Raw genomic sequence first — 25,100 nt, forward strand, 5'->3', positions numbered from 1 at the left:
ACCAGCCACTCATTCGCCCGCGGCTGATCGTGTGCGATTGTCGTTCTTGGGCAAGCGAACTCAGGTGGATCTGGCATTGCCGCTCGACGTGCCCATCGCCAGTCTGGTTCCGCAGTTGATCAAGGTCGTCGGGTCGCGCGAGATCGCCGAGTCCGGCACCGTCGACGACTCGTTCACCAAGGAGGCCAGGCACGCCATCTGGGTGCTGAGCCGCCTTGACCCCGACACGCCGTTGCCGCCGGACATCACGCTGCGCGACGCCGGTGTCGTCGATGGCGAGCTGTTGCGGCTGTCTGCGCAGCGCACGTTGTCCGCGCCGACCCTCTACGACGACGTGGTCGATGCGGCAGCACGTCTGAACAAGGCGGGCTTCGCCGGCTGGGACGCCACTGCGGCCCGCTGGATGACATTCGCTGGCGTCGCCATGGTGTCGGCGGCCTGGGCGTACTTCCTGTTGGCCGACGCGTTCACGCCGAATCGTGCCACATTCGTGGCGGTGTCGGTGGTCGTGGTGCTGACTCTCGTGGGCGCCGCAGCGCTGGCCCAGCGCTCGTACGGGCAGTCCGATATCGGCGCCGCGCTGGGGTGGGCGGTTCTTCCGATAGTTGCCGCGACCGGCTGGGTGGCGCTGTCGGGTCTGGGCGGCCGTGGGTTGGCCGTCGGGTGCGCGGCAATGGTGGTGGTCGCTACGGCGCTGTTCCGTGCCATCGGAACAGGGCACTGGGGCTACCTGGCCGCTGGAGTGTTCTTTGGCCTCAGCGGAATTGCGGTAGTGCTACGCACCGCGGGTGTCCGCGCCGACATGGTCGGCGCGGGACTGGCGGTGATGGCCACCTTGGGATGTCTGGCCGTGCCCTGCCTGCCGGTCCGATCCGCTCGGCCCAAACAGGTCGACCCCAGCTCCTCACCGTCCGCCGCGAATGATGTTTGGGCCGGCGTGCGACGTGCCACCGTGACCCGCTCGGGTGTGTACGCAGGCTTGACAGTCAGCGCCGGGCTGGGGACGGCGCTCGTCCTGCACTCATCAGCCCAAGTGCAGTGGAGTGAACTGGCTTTCGCGTCTGTGTGCGCGGCGACGCTGGGTCTCTACACGCTGCGGCCCGCCACCGCAGTGGAGCGCGCAGCGTTGGGGGTGCCGGCTGCCGTCGTGGGGGCGGCAAGTTGCGCGCAAGCGTACGACGCCGTCCAACCGATACGTTTGGCAGCCTTCGGTGCGCTGCTGGTGATCACCGTCTTGTTCGCGGTGATCGGGTCAAGCGGTTGGGCCGACCCGCCGCCCGCGCGAGTGCGGACCGGGCTCGCCTATCTGAGCTACCTCAGTACCGCGGCGGTGATTCCGTTGGCACTGTGGGTGAGCGGCGCCTACGGGCGATTGGGCGTCCAGTGATGCGCTGGGTCTCGGTCCTGACGGTGCTGGCATTCATAGCAGCCGCCGGACTGGCACCTGCCCCGGCGGTGGCCATCACGCCGCCCGTGGTGCCACCCGGGCCGCCCCCGACCGGGCCGGTCGCCCCGCCCACCCCAACCGAACAGAAATCCGCCTGCGGCGTAGGTGCGACGTTGCCCAACAGTCAGTTCCGGTTGCAGCCGGGAGCCGACGCAATGCTCAACTACACTGGCGCATGGACGTTTTCACGCGGCGCCGGGCAAAAGGTCGCAGTGATCGACACGGGTGTGACGCCCAGTCCCAGATTCCTGGCGCTGCAAGGCGGCGGAGACTACGTCTCAACGACGGACGGCTTGGTCGACTGCGACGCCCACGGAACCCTAGTCGCGGGTCTGATCGCAGCGACTTCCAGCCCCGACGACGCCTTTGCAGGCGTGGCACCCGACGCGACGATCCTGTCGATCCGCCAGAACAGCGGCTCGTACTCGGCACAAGGAGCCAGTCCCCCGCAGAACGACCCAAACGCCTTGTCGCCAGGTTACGGCAACACTCAGACCCTGGCGCTGGCCATCGTTCACGCCGTCGATCTGGGCGCGACGGTGATCAATCTCTCCGAGGCAGCATGCGCGCCGGTGGGCGCCGACATCGACGACGCCGCAGTCGGCTACGCCGTACGTTACGCATTCGAACGAAATGTGGTGGTCGTCGCCGCCGCCGGAAACATCAGCTCGGGCGGGCTGTGCAGCACCCAGAACGGCGTACGCGACCCGAACCTTCCTCTCGCCGACGCCTGGAGCTCGGTGCGCACCGTCGCCAGCCCCGCGTGGTTCACCGACTATGTCCTCACCGTGGGCGCGGTGAGGCCCGACGGGCTGCCCTCTGATTTCTCGCTACACGGACCGTGGGTGGATCTGGCCGCACCCGGCGAGGACCTGACCTCGCTGAGCTCTACAGGGCCTGGTCTGATCAACGCCTGGCTGGATCAGCAGCGCGGCTTGGTGCCGATCAGCGGCACCAGCTTTGCCGCCGCCCTCGTCTCCGGTGTCGTCGCTCTGGTCCGGGCACGCTTTCCCGAGATGTCTGCCGCCGAGGTGATGGAACGGATAATGCGCACCGCACGGACGCCGGAGGCCGGCCCCAACGCGGCAACCGGCTTCGGCGTCGTCGACCCACTCGCCGCGTTAACTTACGACTTGCCGCCGACCGACGTGCTGCCGAGTTCGGTGGGCGGCCAAGCTGTTGCCCGCCCGCCCGAGCAGGATCCAGGTGGACCGCGGACACGCAATATCGTGCTGATCATCGTGGGTGTGTGCGTTTCGCTGGCGGCTGTTGCCCTCGTGCTGGCCAAGAAGCCCGCTGGAAAACGAGAGTGAAGCCAACTGCGGCAGTGCAATTCGTGCCTCAGAGGCTCGGATGCGCACGATCAGCCGTCGCACAGTGCGTCCGGCGTCTCCGGGCACGCCCCGAACGGGTTGACCGCAGCTCGAAATGCGACATTCTGCAAGAAAGATTGAGGTGCAATCGTGACGGGCAGTGACCGACTCTGGGAAGATTCGACTCCGGCGGTATTCCCTGCTGGGCCTGCCTCCGATCCGTCGAACACGCAACGGTTCACGTCACAGCGGGATGACGAGGACATCGACAGTCCAGATCGGCATAGCGCACCGCACTTCGATGAGGACGACGACTTCGACGAGGTGGAAGGCAGAGCCGCGCGCCTGATGGCCCTAATGGCTGAGCAACGGTTCCAACGACCGGCGCAGCAGTCACCGCCGGGCGATGAGAGATCCACGTCGGAGACAGACGGGCCGTCCGACGATGCGACCATCGAGTTCACTGCGATGCAATGGGGCGAACCCGTCCAGAACAGCGTTGATGAGATCCCGGAACCGCTCGTCGCCCCCCAGCTGCCCGCGGCGTCGGACGAACATCCAGCACCCAATAAAGGCGGGCGGCACCGCTTCGCGCAGCGCATGGCGTTGCCGCCGTGGCAGGCTCCGTCCTCCCCGATGGGTACGGTGTTCAGCGGGGAGCCGGATGTTCCCGAACAGTCGGGGACGGCCATCGCATCGGCACCCGCCAACCATGAAGCACCACAAAGCCATCCGGCAGAGCCGCCCGCGGACCCGTCGCCGGGGCCACCGCCGGGATTCTCGCCCGGGTTACCCCTGCCGATGCCAGGTTGGCAAGGCCCACCGCCGCCTCCGGTGTGGCCGCCCGGAATGCCGCCACCGCCGGGCTGGCAGGGCCACGCGCCGTGGCTGCACCCGCCCGAACACGTTGCCACGCAACAGCTCGCTCGCGGCGACCTCATACCGTCATCACGGTCGCCGGCGCAGGCAGCACCGCCGACCGGTTACAGCGCGCCGCGCACACCTGGAACGCCATCTCTGGACGAAGCGGAAGTCTTGAGCCGCGATCGACATGCGCCCCAGTCCGGATGGCGGCGCATGGTGTACAAAGTCACCGGCGGCCGGGTTAACCCAGGTGTCTCACGCAAAGAGCGTGAACGCCGCGAGCTGGTTGAACGGATCCGCCGACCCATCGTCGGCGATTTCCGGATCGCGGTACTGTCCATCAAGGGCGGTGTTGGAAAGACCACTACCACACTGGGGTTGGGCGCCGCACTCGCGACGGTGCGTACCGACCGCGTAATCGCCGTCGACGCAAATCCGGACCGAGGCACCCTCGCCGAACGCGTGCCGGACACGTCGACCACATCTACCGTGCGTGACCTGCTGCGGGATCCGCACATCGCGCGATACGCAGATGTCCGCAACCACACCCGCATGGCGTCCAGCCGGCTGGAAGTGATTGCAAGCGAACAGGACCCTGCGGTGGCGGAGGTTTTCGGTGAAGCCGACTATCGGCGCACCATCGACATCCTCCACCACTACTACAACATCATCCTTACTGACTGCGGCACCGGGATCATGCACTCGGCAATGGCCGGCGTACTGGATTTGGCTCACGCGATCGTGCTGGTGAGCTCACCGGCCATCGACGCCGCCCGCAGCGCCTCGGCCACGCTGGACTGGCTCGTGCGACACGGCCGCGCCGACTTGGCGCGGGAAGCACACGTGGTACTCAGCGGAGCACAACCCGGCTCGGCCACGCTAAATCTGGACAAGGTCCTCCAACACTTCGAGGCGCGCTGTGCGTCGATTCACGTGATTCCCTACGAACGGCACCTCGCCGCCGGCGCAGATTTCGACTTCGGTTTGCTCAAGCCGGCAACCGTCCAGGCCTACCTCGAGCTGGCCGGCGCGGTGTCTGAGAAGTTCGGGCGATTCAGCTCACCACGGGACGTCCGCGCTTAGGGCGTCTTTCGCGCATCTCGACGTCGTCATCACCAACCGATGATGTGATCGCCCCGCCCTGCCCGAGCAGCCTGTCATCGGGTGGGTCGACCGACGCCGCGTCATCCCCCAACGCCCGACCGATCGGCTCGGACTCCACCACGGGAGGTGCGAGTTGGGTCATCGTCCAGCGGCTGGGAGGTCTCAGCTGGAGGCTGGGTCCTCGATGTGAACACGACGACGCGTCGGGCCTGCTTGCCCCACTGGGGAATGCCGTTGGTGAGCCTGGTACCCCGCGAGGTTGGTGCGGAGAACGTCACCATCTCCTCGGGTATCTGGCCCGCCCGAAGTTGGCGCTTGATCTCCTGCCCCAAGGCGGCGAGGACGGCGTCGGCGCGCATCAGGCCGACGGCCTCCGCCCCTTGCTGAACACCCCGCCGTTGCCGCCGCCCTCGGCGTGCAGAACCAGGCCGCTGCGCCCTTGCGCGTACCGGGAGGCTGCGTGTTCGACGACATCGGCCGCGATGCGTGAGACCCGTGCAGTCTGCCGGTCATTGAGTGACTTGGCGCCTTCATCGAAAGGCGGCAGGTATAGCGGTGAGCCGAAGCTGGGCTCCGCACGGCCGAGGCTGAACGCAACATCGTCCGCCGCCGCCCCCGCGGCCCCGGCGCCCGCCCGTTGTTCCAGCGACTGCTGCGCCTGCCCTGCCCCGGCTGGTGCGGCCGGGTGTGGACCGTCCTGCGCCCAGTGCCCCCCGCCCAACACCCTTTCACCGGCAAGTGCACTGTCAAGCCGTCCCGGCAACGATCGATCCGCCACCCTCCCAATCTGCTCCCGCGTCACGGTGTGCGCCGGCGTGGTGCAACTGCTCGAGGGATGGATCGGACTCCGTCCTCGGGTCGTCGGCGCCCGGCACGGGTGGTGTTCTCGCGTGGCGCGGCTTCGACCGGTTGGCCATGCTGGTGGGCCGCTGTAGTGGCGGGGTTGTCCTCGAGGGTCTGGTGTGGTTGGGGTGCTTGGGGTTCGGCGGGTGAGGGTGCGGGGTGGGGTGTTGCGGCGTTCTTGAAGAGCACGGCCGCGACGTCCACTCCGAACTGGCGGCTCATGTCCTGGGCTACCCGGGTGAGCCAGCGTTGCGCGTCCTCGGGCTTGAGGCCGGGGCGGACCTTGTTGCTCATGTAGCGGCCGGATTTGTCGGTGACCTGCCAGCGGCCGTTCCGGTAGGACAGATCCCCGCTGATTCGTGCGGGGCGCAGACGGGTGGCCCCGGTCTGGTCGAATCCGGCCGCGACCGTGGGGTGGCCCTGGTTGTCGAGGTATCCCTTGAGTTGGTCCATGGTCAACCCGCGGTGCTTGCCCTGCATGTTTGCCAAGAGGTTCTGCAGTTCGTCTTCTTTTGCGATGGTCAGGAGCTGGTCGCTGCCCAGCAGGATCTGGCCGTCCTCGTCGACGGTGTAATGCCAGACCGCGTCGGTGTGTTGCAGCAGGGCCCGCTTGAAATCCTCCAACCGGTACCACAGCGGGTTCAGCCGTACCTGGTTGGTGTCGTCGAACTCTTGATCCCTGACCTTCTTGGGACCTGCGAGCGGACCGAATTCCTGATCGGTTGTCGGGTGAGCGGTGCCCGCAACGAACGCGCCGTGGGCTACCCGGGGATGCTCGGCGTCGTGAGCGTCGATGCCGATCCCGAGCACCGCGCTCATCTGCTGGGCGGCGTTGGTCACCCACCCGGTGACCTTTGCCGGTTCCACCCCGGGGCGCACGACGGGTCCGGTGTAGCGGCTGGAGGCATCGATGGTCCACCGGCCGGTCACCGGATCCTTGAACAGTTCCCCGCCGACTCGAGCCTGGGCGATCAGGGTCGCCCCACGCTCGTCGAACCCGGCCGCCACCGTGGGAACGCCCTGATCGTTGATCGCGGCCTTCAACTTCTCCATCGTCAGTTCGGGGTCGTGCTGCCGCATCCCCCCGAGGAGGGCATCACGCTCTCCTGCATCGGCAAGGGACCAGACACCTTCACTACCAATGAAGATCTGACCTCGCTCGTCGATCGCGTAGAGCCACACACCTTCGCGTTCCAGTAGGGCCAGCTTGAAATCCTCCAGCCGATACCACAGCGGATTGAGCCGCACCTGGTCTTGGTCGTCTTTTTCGGTCGTCTTCACGGTCTTCGGCGCGACCGCATCGCCGAACCTGTCATCCAACTGCCCAGCATCCAACCCGACCGGTTGGCCATGCTGGTGTTCTTGTTCCCGCACCTGAATGGCGTCGTAGTGGTCGTTACCGTTGTAGAGCACATCGACCGAGCGGCCGGTGCCCGCCGGTCCGACGACAGTGGCAGCGTCAAAATTGGGGCTCCGCAGCCGCAGCTCCAAGTCCAGGGCGTGTGCCACCAAGGCAGGGAACATCTCCCCCTCCTCGGTGTTCCAGGCGGCGGTGCCCGGCCGCCACGTGCTCAGCCGCTCGGCCAGCCCATCAGCCAGCTCCCGGCATTCGTCCCAGTCCAGCTCTCGCTCAGCCATCGTCTCGGCGTAGGCGTCCCGCAGGCCCTGGGTCTCGATGAGGTTCAGTGGCAGGTTCACGTCACGGCCACGCAAGTAATCGAACTGCCCCTGTATCCCGAGTGCGTCGTCCGTGAGCACCAGGGCGCCCGTTCGTTCATTGACTCTCTGTTCCACCTCGGATACCGCCCGTGCCCGCGCGGCCACCTCGGAGATGCCCGGCCCATCCGGCGGATTCACGAGGTGTCGGGTACGTGCCTGGATGTACTGCGCGCGTAACACCTCCGGTTGCAGCCAATGCGACGACTGCACGGTTTCGACCCCGAGACTGCTCAGCCGCACACGCAGCTCATCGTCAGACGCTCGGTCCAGGTCAGTGCCCAGCAGCCGCCGCATCCGGCCTGCGCTGCGCCGGTAGTGCTCCCTCACACCCAAGGGCAGGGCCTCGGGCGCGGCGTCGCTCACCATCCGCAGGACCATCCGACGCAGCGCATCCGCAGACCGATACAGCGGGGTTTCCTCATCGATGGGACCAGGTTCACGAGGCTGCCGGAGCTGCTCCAGGACCGCGGTGTGCGTGGCGCGCGCGTCCACCACCGGTTCGCCCAGGCCGGCAGGCCAATGATCCGGTGGGGTACTCGCCAAAACCGAATACAACAAGCACCACCCATCGGCGGGCACCCGAAGAGGCACCGTGCCATCAGACCGAGTCGGAGCCGAGTCCTCCGAGTGGTGCGGCTCGGGCGGTGCGGACGCCGCATCGTCGGGGATCGGCTGAGACCGCGGTGCTGGCGTCGGCCCGTGCGGCAGTGCCTGCCGCTGGCTCAACATGGAGTTCAGCTGCCCTGGATCGAGGTCATCCCACTGGTCGTGCAGTTGTTCAGCGGTCATCTCCTCGACGTGATGGGCACCCGGCTCGGGCAAAACGCTTGCGGTTTCGTTGCGGCCGAGGTGCCGGAAGGCCTCCCGCAACTGCTCACTTTGTGCTGCATGGCCGGGCGGCCGACTGAGCTGGCTCCGCGCGACGGGTAGACCGGCCGTACCGGTATTTCGTCTTGGAGCCGTCAAAGATGGTCCCGGCGGCCCTGCTTCAGCGTGGCGGAAAGTGGTGGCATGCTCGGGCCTCTGCACCGGATCGACCGGCTCGGACTCCACCACGGGCGGTGCGGTTGGGGTGGGGTCATCGTCCAGTGGCTGAGAGGTCTCGGCTGGGAGCGGGTCCTCGATGTGGACCACGACGACGCGTCGCGCCGCTTTGCCCGACTGGGGAATTCCGTTCGTGAGTCTGGAACCCCGCGAAGTTGGCGCGGAGATCGTCACCATCTCCTCGGATATCCCGCGTGCCTCAAGTTGGCGGTTGATCTGCGGGCCTAAGGCGGCCAGGACGGCATTGGCGCGTAACACGCCGACGGCGTCCGGCCCTCTGCTGAACAACCCGCCGTTACCGCCGCCCTCGGCGTGGAGGACCAGGCCGCTGCGCCGCCCTTGCCGGTAGAGGGTAGCTGCGTGTTCGGCGACGTCGGCCGCGACCCGTGAGACCTGCGCGTTCTGCTGCTCATTGAGTGACTTTGCGCCTTCATCGAAGGGCAGAAGGTGCCGTGAGCCGAAGCTGGACTCCGCGTGGCCGAGGTTGAACGCAACGCCAACCGCCGCCGTCTCCGCGGCTTCGGGACCAGCCTGGTGTTCCCGCGACCGCTGCGCCTGCACTCCCCGGGGCGGCGCAGCCGGGTGCGGTTCCTCCTGTGTCCGGTTTCCGTCGCCCAACACCGTCCCGCCCGCCAGTGCACTGTCAAGCCGTCGCGGCAACGGTCGATCCGCCCCGAAACCGGACTCCGACTCCCCCCTATCCGCAAGCGTGGTCGGCGCCGGTGGTTCGAGAGCGTTGATCTGCGCTACCGCCTCAGCAGCGACGCGGTGGTCGTCTTGGGGCTGGCCAGCCTCCTGGGCTGTGGCGTTGTCTTCCCTCCCGTATACGGACTGGTCTCCATGCGGTTGCCTGGCGCGGGGTGTGGCATCAGCGTCTGCATCCGGTGCTGTCGTCGCCGACGTCACGGCGTGCGCGGCCTGGTCCAACTGCCCAGCACCCACATCGTCAGCGTGAGGCGCCGTTGAGGAGACACCCGAATCCGACGGGTGCGAAGCCGAATTCGGTCGCGACGACACCGACGGCACCGAACCCGGTTCGTCTCCACGCGGCTGCGGTCCGGACGGTCGCGCACCAAGAGAATCACTGGGGGTCAGCGGTGTCGGCTCCGGCAGTACCTGGGCGGTGCGCGACGGGAGCGTCTGCGAAGTCCCATACTTCATCGACAGGTTGGTGAAGACTCTGTCGGGGTTGTGGTTGCTGGTTGATAGGTCGGATCGCTGGTCGGGTAGGGCAGGGTGGTGTCCTGGCGGTGCCGCATTCGTGATGTTGTCTTGCACCGATATCGGGGCGCTGCCCGGGGTGGGTGATTGTTGCGGAGATGGCTGGGGTGTTGTGTCGGTTCGTTGGGGCTGGTGGTCCTGGGTGGGCTCGGATGTCGGGGCGGTGGTTATCGACTTTGCGGGCTGATCGTGTGGTGGCTCAGGGTGTGTTGGCGAGGGTTCGATGACGTCCGCTTCGACATGGGCGGTCGGTTGGACGTTGGTGGGTGTTGGCGTGGGCGGCGGAGTGCCAACGTTGGACGGGTCGGGCTGGGCAGGGGTATGTGGTGACGTCGTGTCGTGGTGCTGTCCGATGGTGGTCTGTTCGGGCTGGTGCGTGGGCGGCTCGGCGCTCGATAGCGGTGGGTCGGTCGGTTCCGCAGGCGGGGTGGGAGTGGCGAGCTGCTCGGCATTTTCGTGGGGAGGCCGCTGGGACAGCTGGCTGGTTTCCTCGATTTGGTTGAGGGTGTCGAGCAGGTTTTGGGCCCGTTGGGCTGTTCCCTGATGATCGGCCAAGGCTGTGGCGGCGGAGTGGCCTGCGTGTGCCGCCTCGAAGTTCTCTTTGATCAGGAGGTACCCCGCGCTGGTGCCCTCGATGATCTGTTTGCTCATGCTATAGGGAGGCTCGACTTCTTTGTTGTTGTTCTTTTGCACAGTGCTCTTGGCTTGGGAGACTGCGCCAACGGCGGCCATGACTGTTGACGCGGCGGCCAGCCCACCAATCGCAGGACTGGCGAGATGCGAGCTTCCGCCGAAGAGGGCGCCCACCCCGCGGGGCAGCACGGTGGCCACCCCCGATCCCAAAGCCCCGCCATGAAAAGTCTGGTTGAAGCGCTGCACGAATTGTGCCTTCAACTCGGGCCACTGATACTTGCTGATCGCTTCGCGCCTGACCAGGTCCAGCCATCCCCAGGGGCCGCTGGCGCCGAGCATGGTCTGCGCTATGGGCCGACTCGGGTCCAGCTGGTCGAACGCGCCGTCATTGAGCAGGTTCAAGTCCGTCTGCAAGGCGTCAGCCTCCGGACCGCGCAGATTTTTAAGGTCGGATCGGTAGAGATTGGACACCACCTTGCCGATGGCCTCCGGCGGCGAGGAGAACAACTTGCGCACCTTGGACTCGTCGATACCGGCAGCGGTCACCTCCTCACCGTTGGACCATTGCCGGTGGCCGGCTTCGTTGAGCAGGTCGGCATACATGATGTTCAGCTGAGCCTTGAACTTCACCTTGTTGTATTCGTCGCGCGCCGCCCCACCGTGACCGAGGCCCTGCAGTGCCATGTTGACCCCGGCTTGCAGCCCGAACAGCTGAGGGGGCGTCAAAGTCTGTGCCCGCATCCCGGCAGCGGACGCCAGCTGTGGCGAAACGCCAGACAGTAAACCCAGCAGCGTGGAGATCGGGGATCGGAGCACTCGTACCGGCATCTGCCAGAATGCGCCTTCCTGCTGTCGCTGCAGCCCGCCTTGTGCGGTGAAGAGCACCTCCTGCTTGGCGTGGACTATTGCTCTGCCGTCAGTGACAGCGGTACTGGCCTGCCGCAGATGATCACGCTGCGGCGCCTGCATGTCCGCCAAGACAGCCTTCAGCTGGTCTGCAGTCAGGCCCGCGAACCCGTCGGTTAGTTGCTTGAAGGCCTCCACGCGCTCGGTGTAGCTCGTGCTGGCCTCGCGCGCTTCCTGCGTGGCCTGGGTCAACCGCACCTTGTAGTTGATCTTGCCCTTGTCGACCTCGATGAACGGGCCGTTACCTTTGGCGAGGTGCTCCGAGAGTGTGATCACCGCCGGCTGAAGTCCTGCGGCGCTGGCGATCTGGGCGCTCACGAATCCCAGGCTGGCCCAAAACGTGGCAGACGAACCGTGCGTGAGACCGATGAGGGGCGCGGCGAGGTATTGCAGGACGGTACCCAGCAACGTTGCGCTCGGGTAGACCGAGCCGGACTTGTAGCTGGTCGATTCCAATTGGTCGATGTCGTGTTGGTTTAGACCCGCAGCCCGCATAAAGCTCGTGAGGTCGTCGTCGTTGAAGGCCTTGACCACCTCGGCGTGACTGGTGGCTCCCTGACCGGCTTGCACAGCACGGGGCCCATAGCGGCGCTTATTGACCAGCGCCGCGATAGCCGCCGTGTCGATTTTGCGTTCACGCGACACCTTGGCCACCTCGGCCATTCCGGCGAGAGTGCCCGGGAACCGCGCAATCGATTCCGGCGCCTGGGCCTCGGCGCGCCCGAGATCAGAAGCCGATGCTGGTGCCACCTGCGTTGTCTGGTCTGGAGTCTCAGGTCGCGTGTTGTCAGCCCCACGGCCGGAATGCCCGCTCTCAACGGAGTGAAAGTCACCGGTCTCGAACGAATCAGTCGAGACATTCGCCCGCACAGACTCCACCGCAACACGATCTGAGATGTCACGGACATTGATGTCGCCACCGTCGACACGTCTGGAATCTTGGTCTATAGATTGGCGGCTCGCCGAGCCGAGATCCACGTGTTCCGGCTCGGGTCGGCTGCCATCGGCATCTGTTGTGTGCGAGACACTTTCGTTGTCAACCCTGTGTCGCGCGTCGCCTGTGTGGGGCGTTGTTAGGGCGACACTGGCATCGGAGGGGTGCAAGGCCAGCCGCACCTGGTCTTGGTCGTCTTTTTCGGTCGTCTTCACGGTCTTCGGCGCGACCGCATCGCCGAACCTGTCATCCAACTGCCCAGCATCCAACCCGACCGGTTGGCCATGCTGGTGTTCTTGTTCCCGCACCTGAATGGCGTCGTAGTGGTCGTTACCGTTGTAGAGCACATCGACCGAGCGGCCGGTGCCCGCCGGTCCGACGACAGTGGCAGCGTCAAAATTGGGGCTCCGCAGCCGCAGCTCCAAGTCCAGGGCGTGTGCCACCAAGGCAGGGAACATCTCCCCCTCCTCGGTGTTCCAGGCGGCGGTGCCCGGCCGCCACGTGCTCAGCCGCTCGGCCAGCCCATCAGCCAGCTCCCGGCATTCGTCCCAGTCCAGCTCTCGCTCAGCCATCGTCTCGGCGTAGGCGTCCCGCAGGCCCTGGGTCTCGATGAGGTTCAGTGGCAGGTTCACGTCACGGCCACGCAAGTAATCGAACTGCCCCTGTATCCCGAGTGCGTCGTCCGTGAGCACCAGGGCGCCCGTTCGTTCATTGACTCTCTGTTCCACCTCGGATACCGCCCGTGCCCGCGCGGCCACCTCGGAGATGCCCGGCCCATCCGGCGGATTCACGAGGTGTCGGGTACGTGCCTGGATGTACTGCGCGCGTAACACCTCCGGTTGCAGCCAATGCGACGACTGCACGGTTTCGACCCCGAGACTGCTCAGCCGCACACGCAGCTCATCGTCAGACGCTCGGTCCAGGTCAGTGCCCAGCAGCCGCCGCATCCGGCCTGCGCTGCGCCGGTAGTGCTCCCTCACACCCAAGGGCAGGGCCTCGGGCGCGGCGTCGCTCACCATCCGCAGGACCATCCGACGCAGCGCATCCGCAGACCGATACAGCGGGGTTTCCTCATCGATGGGACCAGGTTCACGAGGCTGCCGGAGCTGCTCCAGGACCGCGGTGTGCGTGGCGCGCGCGTCCACCACCGGTTCGCCCAGGCCGGCAGGCCAATGATCCGGTGGGGTACTCGCCAAAACCGAATACAACAAGCACCACCCATCGGCGGGCACCCGAAGAGGCACCGTGCCATCAGACCGAGTCGGAGCCGAGTCCTCCGAGTGGTGCGGCTCGGGCGGTGCGGACGCCGCATCGTCGGGGATCGGCTGAGACCGCGGTGCTGGCGTCGGCCCGTCAGCGTCGCCATCCGAAACCAGCTGGCTGACCGGCTCATCCGTAGGGAGCGTCTGCGCACCCGTCGACTTCCCCGCGCTGGGATCCATGCCGGGGGAGACATGTTCCGGCACCGCACGCGGCGGCAGCGGCTCGGTTGGGAAGGTCCGTCCACTGTCGGCGACGATGTGTTCCGACCCCCGCGATCCGGTCGGGTCCGACTGTGACTCCGGTTCGGGCGACCCGGACTCCGCCGACGGTTCCGATCCCTGATTTCCGAGGCCGGCCGCCGACAACTCGTCGATCGAGCTACCAGTAGCCACGGACGACTCACCGGAATAACCACGCGCCGACCTAGCCAGTCCCGGCCGTCGCTCCCCCCGCTCAGGGCCCTGATCCACCGCCTCGAGCTGCGCAGGTACCACACTGTGCACATCGGGGTTCGCGCCGAATGACATCTCGGACACAGTGTCTTCCAACGCTGCGGGCGTCGGCGTGGCTCTCCACCAGATCATGACCTGCTGAGGTCGCTCGTTTCCCCCCGGCACGGGCGCGGCGGTCGCACCGGTCCGACGGTTGGTCGGCTCATTCCATGTCACCGTAGAATCACGGGTCAGGTTGATGAGGTGCTGCCGCACCGAGGCGGCCCTGTCCCTGCCGGCGCTGCTCCAAGGCCGGGCGCCACCACCCTCTACCCACACTTCGACGTGGCTCCAGGCGTTTCCGAGGCCGGAAAGGTGCTCGGCTACCGCTTTCAGGCCCGGCGTTACAGAAGCCAGGCTGCGCTGGCGGGAGTCGAAGTCGACGGTCAAATACGACCAGTTGCCGGATTGAACTTGTGCGCCGAACGATGCCCGGCGCCAGACCCCCGGCACCTCCTGCGCATGTCCGTGGGGCGGAAGTCCGAACACGTCCAGCACGGATTGGGGCAGCACAACCTCATGGAGCTGGACGGGAGCGAACAGACCCGGTTCATCGGGGCGCTGCAGGTACGAATAGGTAACCGTCTGCACCTGCAGGCGAAGCGCCGGCACGCTGTGGATGTAGCGGACCACGGCTTCCCAGCCGGCGGCGGGATCGGGCAGGCCCTCGATGAGCGGCGCCACTGCAGCCAGATTGAGATCACCGTGTCGGTTGCGCAGGTCCCGGATCAGGCCGCTGATGGCATGCTGCAGCACACTTATCGTCTGCTCCGGCGCGTATCGCCGAGGCGTGGTACTCAGCCAGGTGCCTGCGGTTCCCACTCCCAGTCGATCCGATGGGATACGTGGTATCAGCTGGTTAGGCAGACCCAGCGCCTCGGCAACCGAACCGAGGTTGACCGGGCCGCTGCGCTCCATGATCGAACGACGCCGGTAGGACCGTTCACCGTCCTGGATGTAATGGGCGTGGTGCTCTTCCAGTGAATTGCCGACAATGTGGGTGCTGGGGTCGAGCTGGTCCTGCCGGAGCAGGTAGTTGGACGCAATTGTTTCGAGGTACTGCTTGATGAAGGGGTGGTTTCGCGCCCCAAGCAGACCGGAATTGGCCAGGTCGGGAAGATCGGCGTGCACGGCGAAACCAGGCGCGCGCAGCAGATCCCGCAAGCCATCCAGGCTGTGCACCATGTTGTCATGATCGGTGTAGATGCCACCGAAGCGGTGCAGAACCTCCAAGCGCAGGATGTCGCTGGCCGCGGTGTAGCCGACGGCATTTCCTTTGGAAGTCTCCAACCGGTACTCCACGGCCAGGCTCATCGGTTCATCGGCGTGAAACACCTCATCGGGATTGAGCAGGATGATGCTGTGCTCGCGCGCCCATGCGCGCATTTCGGCGGCATCACCGGTGGTCTGCCGGAACTGGTCGCGGGGGACGTCGGTCCAGAGGACTACCCGCATCCGTTCCGCTTGCGCTTTCCTGCTGAGCGCCTCCAGGTTGCGGCGAACCAGGTCGGTCTCCGGCCGGTGATCGGTTATGGGGCCGCCCAGCCAGATGGTGTGGAAGATCTTCGGCATCTCGAACCGCGTCGGCAGAGCCGGCAGAGGCTGAGAACCGCTGGGTCGGCTGCCTGGCCACCACCAGTCCCGTTGAGAGGGTGCCAGCTCGGCCCAAATCTCCTCCGTCGCGTGGGCTGCGTTCGCCTCCGTCCCGGCCAGGTCCAGCGCACGGAAGTAGCTCCCGAGCAGCTCGGTGGGAAGCTCGGCTAGGCGCACGTCACGCAGAAGAGTCGGAGCCGGAGCGAGATCCCGTAGCCCGAACGGATCTGGACCAAACCGCTCCTCGGCCACCGCGTGCCGACCGGACTGCTCACGAGCGTGCTGGATCATTTGTGCTTGGTTTGTCAGCCTTTGGAGCAGTGCATCGCTGCCCATTCCCCCGCGCCTCGGCCGCGATGCGGTCGGTGTGTGATCGGTGGCGCTCTGGCCGACATCGCTGAGCGATTTCTTCGGGCCGGTCGGCGCGGGGAGTTGGGACGTCGAGTGCTGCGCTATAGCGTCCACCACCAATGTGTCCGGTTTCGACCCGTCAAGCCGACCCGGCTGGCTCGGGCCGCCCTCGGCATCATGTAACGGCTCATGTACCGCCCGGTCAGGCGTACCACCGGAGTTCGATTCCTCGCTTAACCGGGCCGCCTGTGTTTCCGCGTCGTCGTCTGAATCCGGGCGCGCAAAGGCCAACATTTCGCCGTAGTCGGAGTCGTCAGAGTCCGTGAGGCCGCCGCCGTGTTCCTGAGCATCGTCCAACCCGATCGTCGGGTCACGGTCCTGACCCCATCGCAATGCCGTCGCAATCTGGTCGAGCGAGAAGCCACCAGAGAACATGTGGGACATCGCCGGCACGAGGACCGGTTTGAATCCGTTGGCCAGCAATAGTCTCGGCAGAAGCAACCAAACGTTGCGGCGTTGATTTCCGTCGACGAACGGGTGCATCACGTGTAGCGTGCGCACGACTCGGGCGATTGCTCGTAGCCGCGCGCGCTCGTTTTGTGCCTGGTTTTGCTCGTCGTAGTACCGAGCAAATGCCGCACCCACCATGGCCGGTACGCGGTCGGCGCTGTACTCAGTTCTCAATATTTGGTGAGACCCTGGCGGGGGTAGCGTCACGATTGCGTTGTCACGAAGGTCGGCTGGAACATCTTCGAGCTGACGCTCCGTCACTAGCGGATGCCCGTTGACGTCTTCAGCCAGTAGGTCATGTGCTGGCCACATACTGGCTAGTTCATGACCGGTGTGTGTTCCCGCGGTGCCAGAAATGGCGAAATCGCTCTCTCCCGGTGACTGACGCGCGATGTCCGTCACCAACTCATGCATGCGGAGGTACTCGTTCCAGTCCACTGGCTTGCGCAGCGCAGCTGGATCATTCAACACCGACTGAAACGCGTTGAGCATGTCCTGCTGGTACCCAGGAGATCTCTGAGTGTCGTACAAGGCGCCCCATTGGCTCCGCGCGATCGCATCAGCGTGATGACGCGGGTCGATGTAGAGCCTCCACCAGTGTTCCTCGTCCAGAGCTTCGTTGAGTGGAATCGCATGACCGCGTGAGACATTCGGACGCTCTTCATGACCGATGTCGTCCAACCAATCTGCGACAGCACGGTTGTGGGCCGACATATCGGACGCGCTATTCGAATCGCCGAGCATGACCGGCGGGGCAACGGCCGACCTGCCGGATGATGCGGTCGGTGCCTGATCGGCAGCGCTGTGGCCGACATCGCTGAGCGGTTCCCTCAGGTTCTTCAGACCGGTCGGTGGTGTGAGCTGGGACGCTGAATACTGCGGTACTGCCTCTACCCACAATGAGTCTGCATCCCGCTGCTCGTGACCCGGCCCACGCTCGGTCCGGTCGGACTCACCATCGTCGTGCGGCGATCCCACATCACCAGACCGACTAGCCGTACTCACCGGCAACCCACTTTGGGCCCGCGAAGACCGAGCCGACGACGCTGACCCGCTCTGATCCGCGGGCGGTGCAGCAGACGGCCCGGCTGCTGCACCGCTCGACGCGGCACCGGGATATGGACCCGGCGCCGGAAAAACAAACCGATTCAGCGGCGGCCACAAGTCATTTGGGTTCTGCTGGTTTTGTGCGTGGCCGATGTTGGGGGACGGCAGTGCCGGTGTCTGCGGGGACACCCCGAACATGGTCCAGACCACTGAACCGTCATCACGGCCGATGGGCGGCCAGGGCGACACCGTTCCTTCTTGCCCGTCCAGGGAGTGCACCCCCGTGTCGTCGTAGAACACGACCAGAACATGGCCCGACGTGAACCCATGCGGGTCGGATGCATCGGCGCGACGATAACCGGCGACCACCGTGAAGGCACCCCGCCCCTGCTGGATCAAAACATTCTCAATGTCCTTCGCGGAGAGGTCGTAAAACGACAGACCCAGCGCCTGCGAGATGTCGGCCGGCTGACCGCCGTCTGTCACCGCCAACGGTGGGGCCACCCGGAACGTCGCCCGACCCGACAACCGGTCAAACACCGCCAACGTGCAGTACAAACAGTTGGCGGACCGCTCATCGGCCTGGTCCGACGATCGTGATCCAGTCAAGGCCCTCAACCATTGACGGTGTGTGTCGTGGCCGCGGTTGACCCCCTTGATCCAGCCCTTGATCTCGGCGATCGTGGTCTGGGTGATCGGCACTTCAGACCTGTCGATCTCTATCCGGGGCGGCCCCGAAACCGCAGGGTGCCGACCAGACGATTCCCCAACCGGCACCTGACCCGACCCGGCGCGCACCGGCCCCGCACCCGCACCGCGCAATCCAGCAAGAAACTGCATAAGACCGTGCGGCGGCGGCAACAACCCCACACCGGGCGCCGAATGCTGCGCCACAGCCTCCACCACCACCGTGCCTTGACCCGGCTGCCCCTCGCCACCGCGTCGAGCCTCGGTTGCACCGGCCCCGCCGCCAGGACTCGGCACCCCATCGGCCCCAAACTGGGTGACCTCATCGGCCGACGACCGCGATCCCGTTGGAACACTTTGCGAAGCCGACAACGGTGACCCGGCCTCACCCGGTCGCCACAGACCATGGTTCACATCGGAATCAGAACGCGATCTGTCACCCGTCGATCTCTCCGCGTCACGATCAATACCAGCGGCCGACGTTGGATCCACCGGCGGCGCCGACATTCGCCCATCGGCCACGAACACCCGATTGCCCGACGGCCCACCCGATCCCGACACCGTAGCCGGCTCGACCTCGGTCACCGCCGCCTGTACGACGCTGGTCAGCTCGGCGTACTGCGGTCCGATCTGCTCGGGCGGGATGAGACGCTGCCCGACGGTGCGCAGCTCCAACAACAGCAGGCCCCGCTCATCGGGCCCCCGGTCACGATCCAAATCGTCGAAATACGTGCGCACACCGAACGCCTCCTGCTGATTGACGGTGACCGCGGGTTCGTTCAGCAGCATCGTGTCCAGGTAGTCCCCGACCTTGAGAGTGTGGCGGCCGTGGGACTCATTCCGGGCCGCGTAACGCACTGCCTGCAACGGCCGGATCTCGTCGTCCTCGGGCAGCCGTGGCGGCATGGAGTAAAACGGCGCCGTCGACTCATGGATTGCAGCGGCGAAGTTGCGCGCTTCGACGTAAGACGCGCTGAAAAAAATGGCCTGGGACAGATAGCGATCTTCGAAAGCTCCCCGGATCCACTCGGCATTGCTGTGCAGGAAGTCCCGGGTCCGCGGCGACAACTCGCCGCGCAGGCTGCGCAGACTCTGTCGCATCGCCACCGCGCTGTACTTCTTACCGCCGACCGAGATCGCCTCCGTTGTGGCCATCGCCAGCCCGGCGACATGCATATAGGTCAACCACATCGCTCCCAACAGATCACGTAGCTCAGCTTCGGAGGGTGGCTCGTCTGGGTGTACCGGGTCATGGGCGCTCCCTCCGCTGGATCTGAACCGACTAACGACCTGCTCCGCGAATTCCTGGCCGTCGCGGTGAGATCCCTGGTGCGAGGGAACCCAGATGCGCGCGTCGATATCGCGCATGAACTGCGCGACTGCCCCGAGTGGTACCCCCTTGGTGTGATGCAGCGACAACGTCCCGGACTCCCCAAACATGGCCGGAACGAACCACACGTCAGTTGCGTTGGGGTGCAGTGTCCATCCGTCGGCTGCTGGGAGGATTTCTGCGAGCTTGCGACCCTGAGTGAAACTTCCGCCACCGCCCACTAGGCGGTCGATCCTGTCAAGGGCACTGGTGGTGCGCTGAATGACGTTTAACGCCTCGGTAGTGTTCGTGCGCGGGTCGTTGCGCAACTCTGCCACCGGCTGTTCGGTCTTGAACTCCAGGATCGGGCGGCCAATCCTCTGCTTGACGGGGCCGGTCGCCTGCCCCAACGTCGCCACACGGCCGTCGTGTTGCAGATGGAAGGGCCCGTGGTCGAGCACCACCGTGAGCCCATACCCCTCATTTTTCGCCACCCACGGCACGCGTTGACCAAGGACCTCCGGCGAGTCGCCCCGGTCCGGATCGAATAGGTGTGGAGGGAATTGTAGGTAGCCGCCGTGGTATTCGGCTTCAAGGCCGCCTCGACCGTAGCGCCGATCCTCGGGTGGGTCGATGAGCGCATCCACTATCGACGTTCCCGCCGCCGGGGGTTGGACCACTTCGCGACCAGCGCCGTCGACGATGACCACCGACGCCCGCGCCAGGTTCACGTCCGGCGGCCGGGTGAGCACTCGCTGCTCCGGCGCAGCATGCAAATCGAAGTAGGCGATCTCCCCACTGGTGAAACGATGCGCCCCCAGAGCATGCCCCAACCCGTTGGCCCGATGAACCAACACCAACGCGGTATGACCCCGCTGCGACCCGGCGGCCTCGGGCTTGGCGGCCGCCTCATGCAACCGATGCTGCACCTCCGCCCACGACGTCACCCCCACCGGCGTGGCGCCACCGATCAGCGCACTGACCGCACGCCCATCGAGCACCGAATCATCCACCGTGCCACTAGCGCCCGCCATCGCGGCGAACCGACCCGGATGCAACGCCCGCACCGCCTTACCGAGCAGCACCGTGCACGCAGCCGGATCAAGACCCACATCCTCACCAGCCACCACCTGCCGCAGACCCGCGATCTCATCGATAACCCCAGCCAAAGCCTTCGGTGTCGCAACGACATTCAACCCAGCACCGAGCCGAACAGACCCATCACCGACCGACAAACCCTGTGCAGCAATGTCTTCGGCGGCGTCCATCGACTGTCGGTCGTTCGTGGTCGGCCCTGAGTCCTGAGTCACGGGGTTGACGGCGATATGGGTATGCGCAAGACCCACCGTCCGTGACACCTCGGCATGTGCCGCCCGGGGCGGGAAATGATGACCATCGTCGTCACCCGTGGTAGCGCGACCACTGGCCGGCGCCACCACCGGAGCCGGCTCGGTTCCACCGGCCCCGCCGCCAGGACTCCGGAACCCAAGCGCCCCAGACTCTGCTGCAGAAGATAGCGCGGCGGTTGATGGCGATCCGAAACGGTCGTTACTCTCCGAACCCTTCGGCTGACCGCCACCACGCCCAGGCTCAGACCGACTTGACTCACCATCGGCAGGCCGCGAACCACCGCCGCCAAGCGGCGAGAACGTGATGGGGCTGCCAGGCCGCCACGAGGAAGCACCCGAGTCATCGACGGGAGGCCGCGACGGACCCCGGGCGGCATTGGGCATTTGCGGGTCGAAATTCGGGTTCTCATGGAAGTCTCCGAAAGTAAGCGGAGCGGGCTGACCATCTCCGTCGAGTTCGCCCTGCGGGGGCAGAACCTCTTCAGCTGCGACGATGTTCTCCCGCCTGATCCCACCCGGGAACGCAATCTCCTGCTGGTAATCAAGGCGGCCAAGTCCTCCCGTCGCGTTGACATCCACGCCACCGGGCGCATCGATGGTGTAGCGGTAAACCGGCGCACCGGGTTCAGACGGCCCAAGGAAATTCAGATCGGGTTTGCGGGTGGTGGAGACGAAAGCGCTCTCCGGGTTGAGAAGTCCAGCTGGCTCCACCGGAGCGAATCCCTGCTCGAAGATGATCTCCGGCGGACGAGTGTCATCGCGGTAGAGGACATCATTGTCACTGCGGAAGATTGGACCGCCGGTAGGACTACCGCTGGGATAGACGTCGATGACGTCGGCGAGATCGACGCTGGGGTCGAGTTGGGCGCTCGGCCGCGTCGGCGGGAGCGGGGTCCTGTCCATCACTTCCCGTAACCGGTCCCAGCTCGCGGCCAACCCCGGGTGCAGAGGCAGGTCGACCACCTCGTCCAACGCGACCCAGCGCAACTGCGAACTCTCGTCATTGCTAACCGTCGGCAGAAGCCACGGCGCATCGGCGATCACGGTGGTGTAAGTCCAGTCAATGCCGCTGGCGGTGGCGGTCACGGCGGCGTCGCGGACGGTGAACTGATCCGCGTGCAGCCCAGTCTCCTCGCGCGCCTCACGAGCGGCCGCCTCCTCGGCGGTTTCATGGCTGTTGCGTGCACCGCCGGGAAGCCCCCACGTGCCACCGTCATCAGTCCACTCCGCCCGGAGCTGCAGCAGCACCGTTGGGCGACCGTCGGGTCCCGGCGCGCGCAGCAACAATCCGGCCGCGCCGTACCGACCCCAGTACACGGCGCCGTCATCGGCCTTTACATGGCCGTCGCCGTCGCCGTCGCCATGGGACGACGCGTCCGGCTGCGAGACAACCGAGGTCTGATGAACGTGGACGTCGTGGGGGTCGACGATACGTCCTGTGGCCCCGAAGGTATTTGGGTCGGGTGCAGGCCGGTCGATCGGGGCGATGACCGAGACGTGGTCGCGGTCATCGTGAATCGGCGGTGACTGCGGCCCGCGTTCCCCAAGTGTCGACGGGAAAGCGCCAGAACCGTCGATTTCACCGAGAGGCGTGACCGGACTGCCTGGCAACGCCCGCAGTGAATTCAGCGAGTCCGGCGATCGGGAGGCGTGGTCGTGTGCGTGCACGGATGGTGGGGTGGTGTCGTCATCAGACTCTGGCGATGTCGGCGATGCGTGTAGTTGTGAGCGTTGCGGGGTGGGGGTGGGGTGGGCGCGCTGGAAGATGGTGGGGTCGGCGTGGATTGGGGTGCCCATGAACCAGGTGTCGACGGGGTTGTCGGGGCGGTCGATGGTGGGTGGCCAGTCCGTGGCTTTTCCGAGTTGTCCGTCGAGGGCGTAGACCTGGTCGTGGTGGCGGTCGTAGTAGGCGTTGAAGGCGTGTTGGGTGCCATCGCGGTAGCGGGCCACGACGATGGTGTGGGCGCCGAGTCCCTCGTCTTTGAGGCGTGCCTGAATGCCGTTGGAGGTGGTGGGCGTCAGGGCCAGGCCGGTGGCTTCGCCGAGGTCGTCGGGCGTCATCTCGCCCAGGTGGGCTCTGGTGGTGGTGGGGGTGCCCGACAGTCGGTGAAACACCGCCATGGTGGTGGGTCCGCAGTTGACCAGCCGCTGACCGCGCACAGGTGTGGTGGGGTCGCCGTCGTGGTTGATATCGCCGATCCAGGTATTGATCTGTTCGATGGTGGTGTGGGCGTGCGGTATAGCGGCCAGCACCGGCTTGTCGGTAGGTGGTGTGGGTAGTGGTCGAGTTACCCCCGGCGTGGGGGACGGACCCGATGGGCCTAGGTCACCATCGAGCGCCTGCACCCGATCCTCGGCTGGTGACAGTCGGTCTTCCCCGCTGGGCGGCGGGCCGGCCGGCGCAGCGACCGGCACACCACGCACCACTCTGCGGACAGGCTGCGACGAGAGCTCCGCGCCCGGTTGTGGCGCCGGGGCGTGGTTGTCATCACCGGATTCTTGTGAGCCGCGGGTATCGGGTGCGGGGTAGGGCGGGGGCTGCTCACGCCAGGAGAACGTTTTCGCTGAATTGTCCAGCGGGCGTGGGGCGTAGGGCGGGGGTGGCTTAAACCGCTGGTCCGGCGACAGGGTGGGCGACGGGTTTGAACCATTGGTAGGGGGCAGCATCGGGTCGGTCTCTGTGTAGATCGGCGGCGGCCAGTTCGACCATTCGGCACCGTCGTGCTGGGCTGGGGCGCTCACGGCGGTTTCGGGTGATCCCGGCGGGACCGCCGCGGTATCGGTGGCCCACTGGGGCGCGGCGTCGGCGGTATCGGTGCCCGGGGTACCGGTCGGCGGCTGCGGCGCCGATGTCGGGTGGGTGGTCTGGGTCCCAGACGTGTGGGTGGGCGGGCTGGTGACCGTATCACCGTGCGGCCCACTACCTGCCGATGCCGTGGGCGTTGTCGGCGCGGTGGGCGTTGGTGATGCTGCGGTTGGCTGGTCGACTGGTGTGGGCTGGTTGTCGGCGGTGGCGGTGCCGTGGGTACCCGCTGCGCTGGACTGGGTGGGCGAGGCCTTGGTGGTGGTCGACGGTGTCGTGGCTGGCGGGTGTGCCTGTGGGCCATCGTGGGTGACCGATGAAGCCGGGGTTGCGGTGGGGTTGTTGGGGTCGGCTTGGTGGGTGGTGGCCGGGCGGTTGCCGGTGCCGGTGGGTGCGGTGGTGGTGGGTGTGGTGTTGGTGGGTGTGGTGTTGGTGGTGGTGGTGGTTGTTGCCGGCCCGGCGGGGGTGGGGCTGGGGGTGGTGATCACCGCGGTATCGGTGTGTCCGCCGGGTGGGTGCGGTCTCGGCGCTGCACCGTTGATCACCGGTGCCGGTGCCGGTGATGGTGCCGGTGATGGTGCCGGTGATGGTGGTGGCGTGTTGGTGGTGTGTGGTGGTGGTGGGCCGCCGGGTGTGCCGGTGGTGGGGTCGGGGCCGGTGGTTTTGATGTCGCTGTCGGGTGCTGTCGATGGCCCGGTCGGGTGGATGTCGGGTGCGGTGCCGGCGGTGGCGGGATGGTCTGCGGGATGGGTTGCGCCGTGCCCGCCGGTGCCGTGGATCGATCCGCTGATCGCACCGCTGGAGGCACCCCCGAACAGCGACAGACCGGTGATCTGCCCGCCGGTCACCGAGCCGGCCAGGTTGCCGATCACCCCCAGCCCGTAATGGCTCAACGCCCCCTTGAGGGCCTTACCCACGAGGGTGTTGGACTCGCCCAGCACTTCGGACACGGGTCGGTGCGCGCCGCCGGCCGCCCCCCCGCCCAACGCGCCGCTACCACCGCTGATGATGACTTGTTTCGCGTTGACCCCGGTGATGTGGTGTTGGCCGGCCTGATATTTCTCGATGCCCAGCTCCTGGCCCAGCGAGGTGAGGGCCTCCTCGATCGCCTCCTGGCCCCCGTGCTTGATCAACTGCTTGACTCCGGTGCGGGTGGACACCGAGGCCAGCGCCGTGCGCAGCCGCTCCGCCAAGATCTCCAAGAGCTTCCTCACCGAGAGGTTGGCCAACGCTTCGAAGAACGCCACCCAACTCAGCGTCGCCCCAAGAGTCCACGACGCCGACACCAACGCCCACGCAATCTCGGCCCCGGTGATCGCCAGCGTGGACACGATCTGCAGTTTGGTGTTCTCCAACTGCGCACCCGCGGCATGCACCAGATCACCCAACGCGTGCATCGCATCGGCGAGTTTGTCCATCGAGTAATCGCCATCGAAAAGCATGCGGAGCTGCTGCTCGGCGGCCACCGCGGTATCCCCCGAGAGCACCGCCATCGTCTCCGCGCGCACCCTGGCCATATCGGCGATGGTGCCCTGCACGTTCTTGGCCGCGCGATACCAGTACTCTGCGATGCGAAACATCGCGTCCTCATCGCCATCGGGCCACTTGGTGCCGGTCAACACCGCCACCCAGCGCAAACCCGCCGGCAACTCAATACTCACAGACGACT

5 protein-coding genes and 1 pseudogene are annotated in these 25,100 nt (G+C 66.2%); 3 read left to right on the plus strand and 3 right to left on the minus strand.

The features are described 5' to 3' along the window. Positions 1–31 precede the first annotated feature (31 nt). From eccD to HNP02_RS43905, 3 genes and pseudogenes are all read left to right on the plus strand, one after another. Positions 32–1,387: a type VII secretion integral membrane protein EccD gene (gene eccD, locus HNP02_RS36970; protein ID WP_309241826.1), complete on the plus strand. Its 1,356-nt coding sequence runs from the start codon at positions 32–34 to the stop codon at positions 1,385–1,387. Next, positions 1,387–2,760: a type VII secretion-associated serine protease mycosin gene (gene mycP / locus HNP02_RS36975; protein ID WP_184445633.1), complete on the plus strand. Its 1,374-nt coding sequence runs from the start codon at positions 1,387–1,389 to the stop codon at positions 2,758–2,760. Before eccD ends, mycP begins: the two co-directional genes overlap by 1 nt. Positions 2,761–3,372: 612 nt before the next feature. After that, positions 3,373–4,707, plus strand: a pseudogene (locus tag HNP02_RS43905) (AAA family ATPase); the annotation flags it as partial. Between the two features lie 101 nt (positions 4,708–4,808). On the opposite strand, the gene HNP02_RS36985 reads toward HNP02_RS43905, so the two are convergent. The 3 genes from HNP02_RS36985 to HNP02_RS43910 are packed head-to-tail and all read right to left on the minus strand — an operon-like array spanning position 4,809 to position 25,092. Beyond that, on the minus strand, positions 4,809–5,087 hold the full coding sequence (locus HNP02_RS36985) for a hypothetical protein (RefSeq protein ID WP_184445634.1): 279 nt from the start codon (positions 5,085–5,087) through the stop codon (positions 4,809–4,811). Further along, the gene (locus HNP02_RS36990; RefSeq protein WP_184445635.1) at positions 5,087–5,506 is read right to left on the minus strand and encodes a hypothetical protein; all 420 of its coding nucleotides are present in this window, start codon (positions 5,504–5,506) and stop codon (positions 5,087–5,089) included. Before HNP02_RS36990 ends, HNP02_RS36985 begins: the two co-directional genes overlap by 1 nt. A 20-nt stretch (positions 5,507–5,526) precedes the next feature. Continuing rightward, positions 5,527–25,092 (minus strand): NUDIX domain-containing protein, encoded by a 19,566-nt coding sequence (locus HNP02_RS43910; protein ID WP_184445636.1) that lies wholly within the window; start codon positions 25,090–25,092, stop codon positions 5,527–5,529. Positions 25,093–25,100 lie beyond the last annotated feature (8 nt).

It is taken from the genome of Mycobacterium sp. AZCC_0083 (genome assembly GCF_014202335.1).
In the GTDB taxonomy this organism is placed as follows: domain Bacteria; phylum Actinomycetota; class Actinomycetes; order Mycobacteriales; family Mycobacteriaceae; genus Mycobacterium.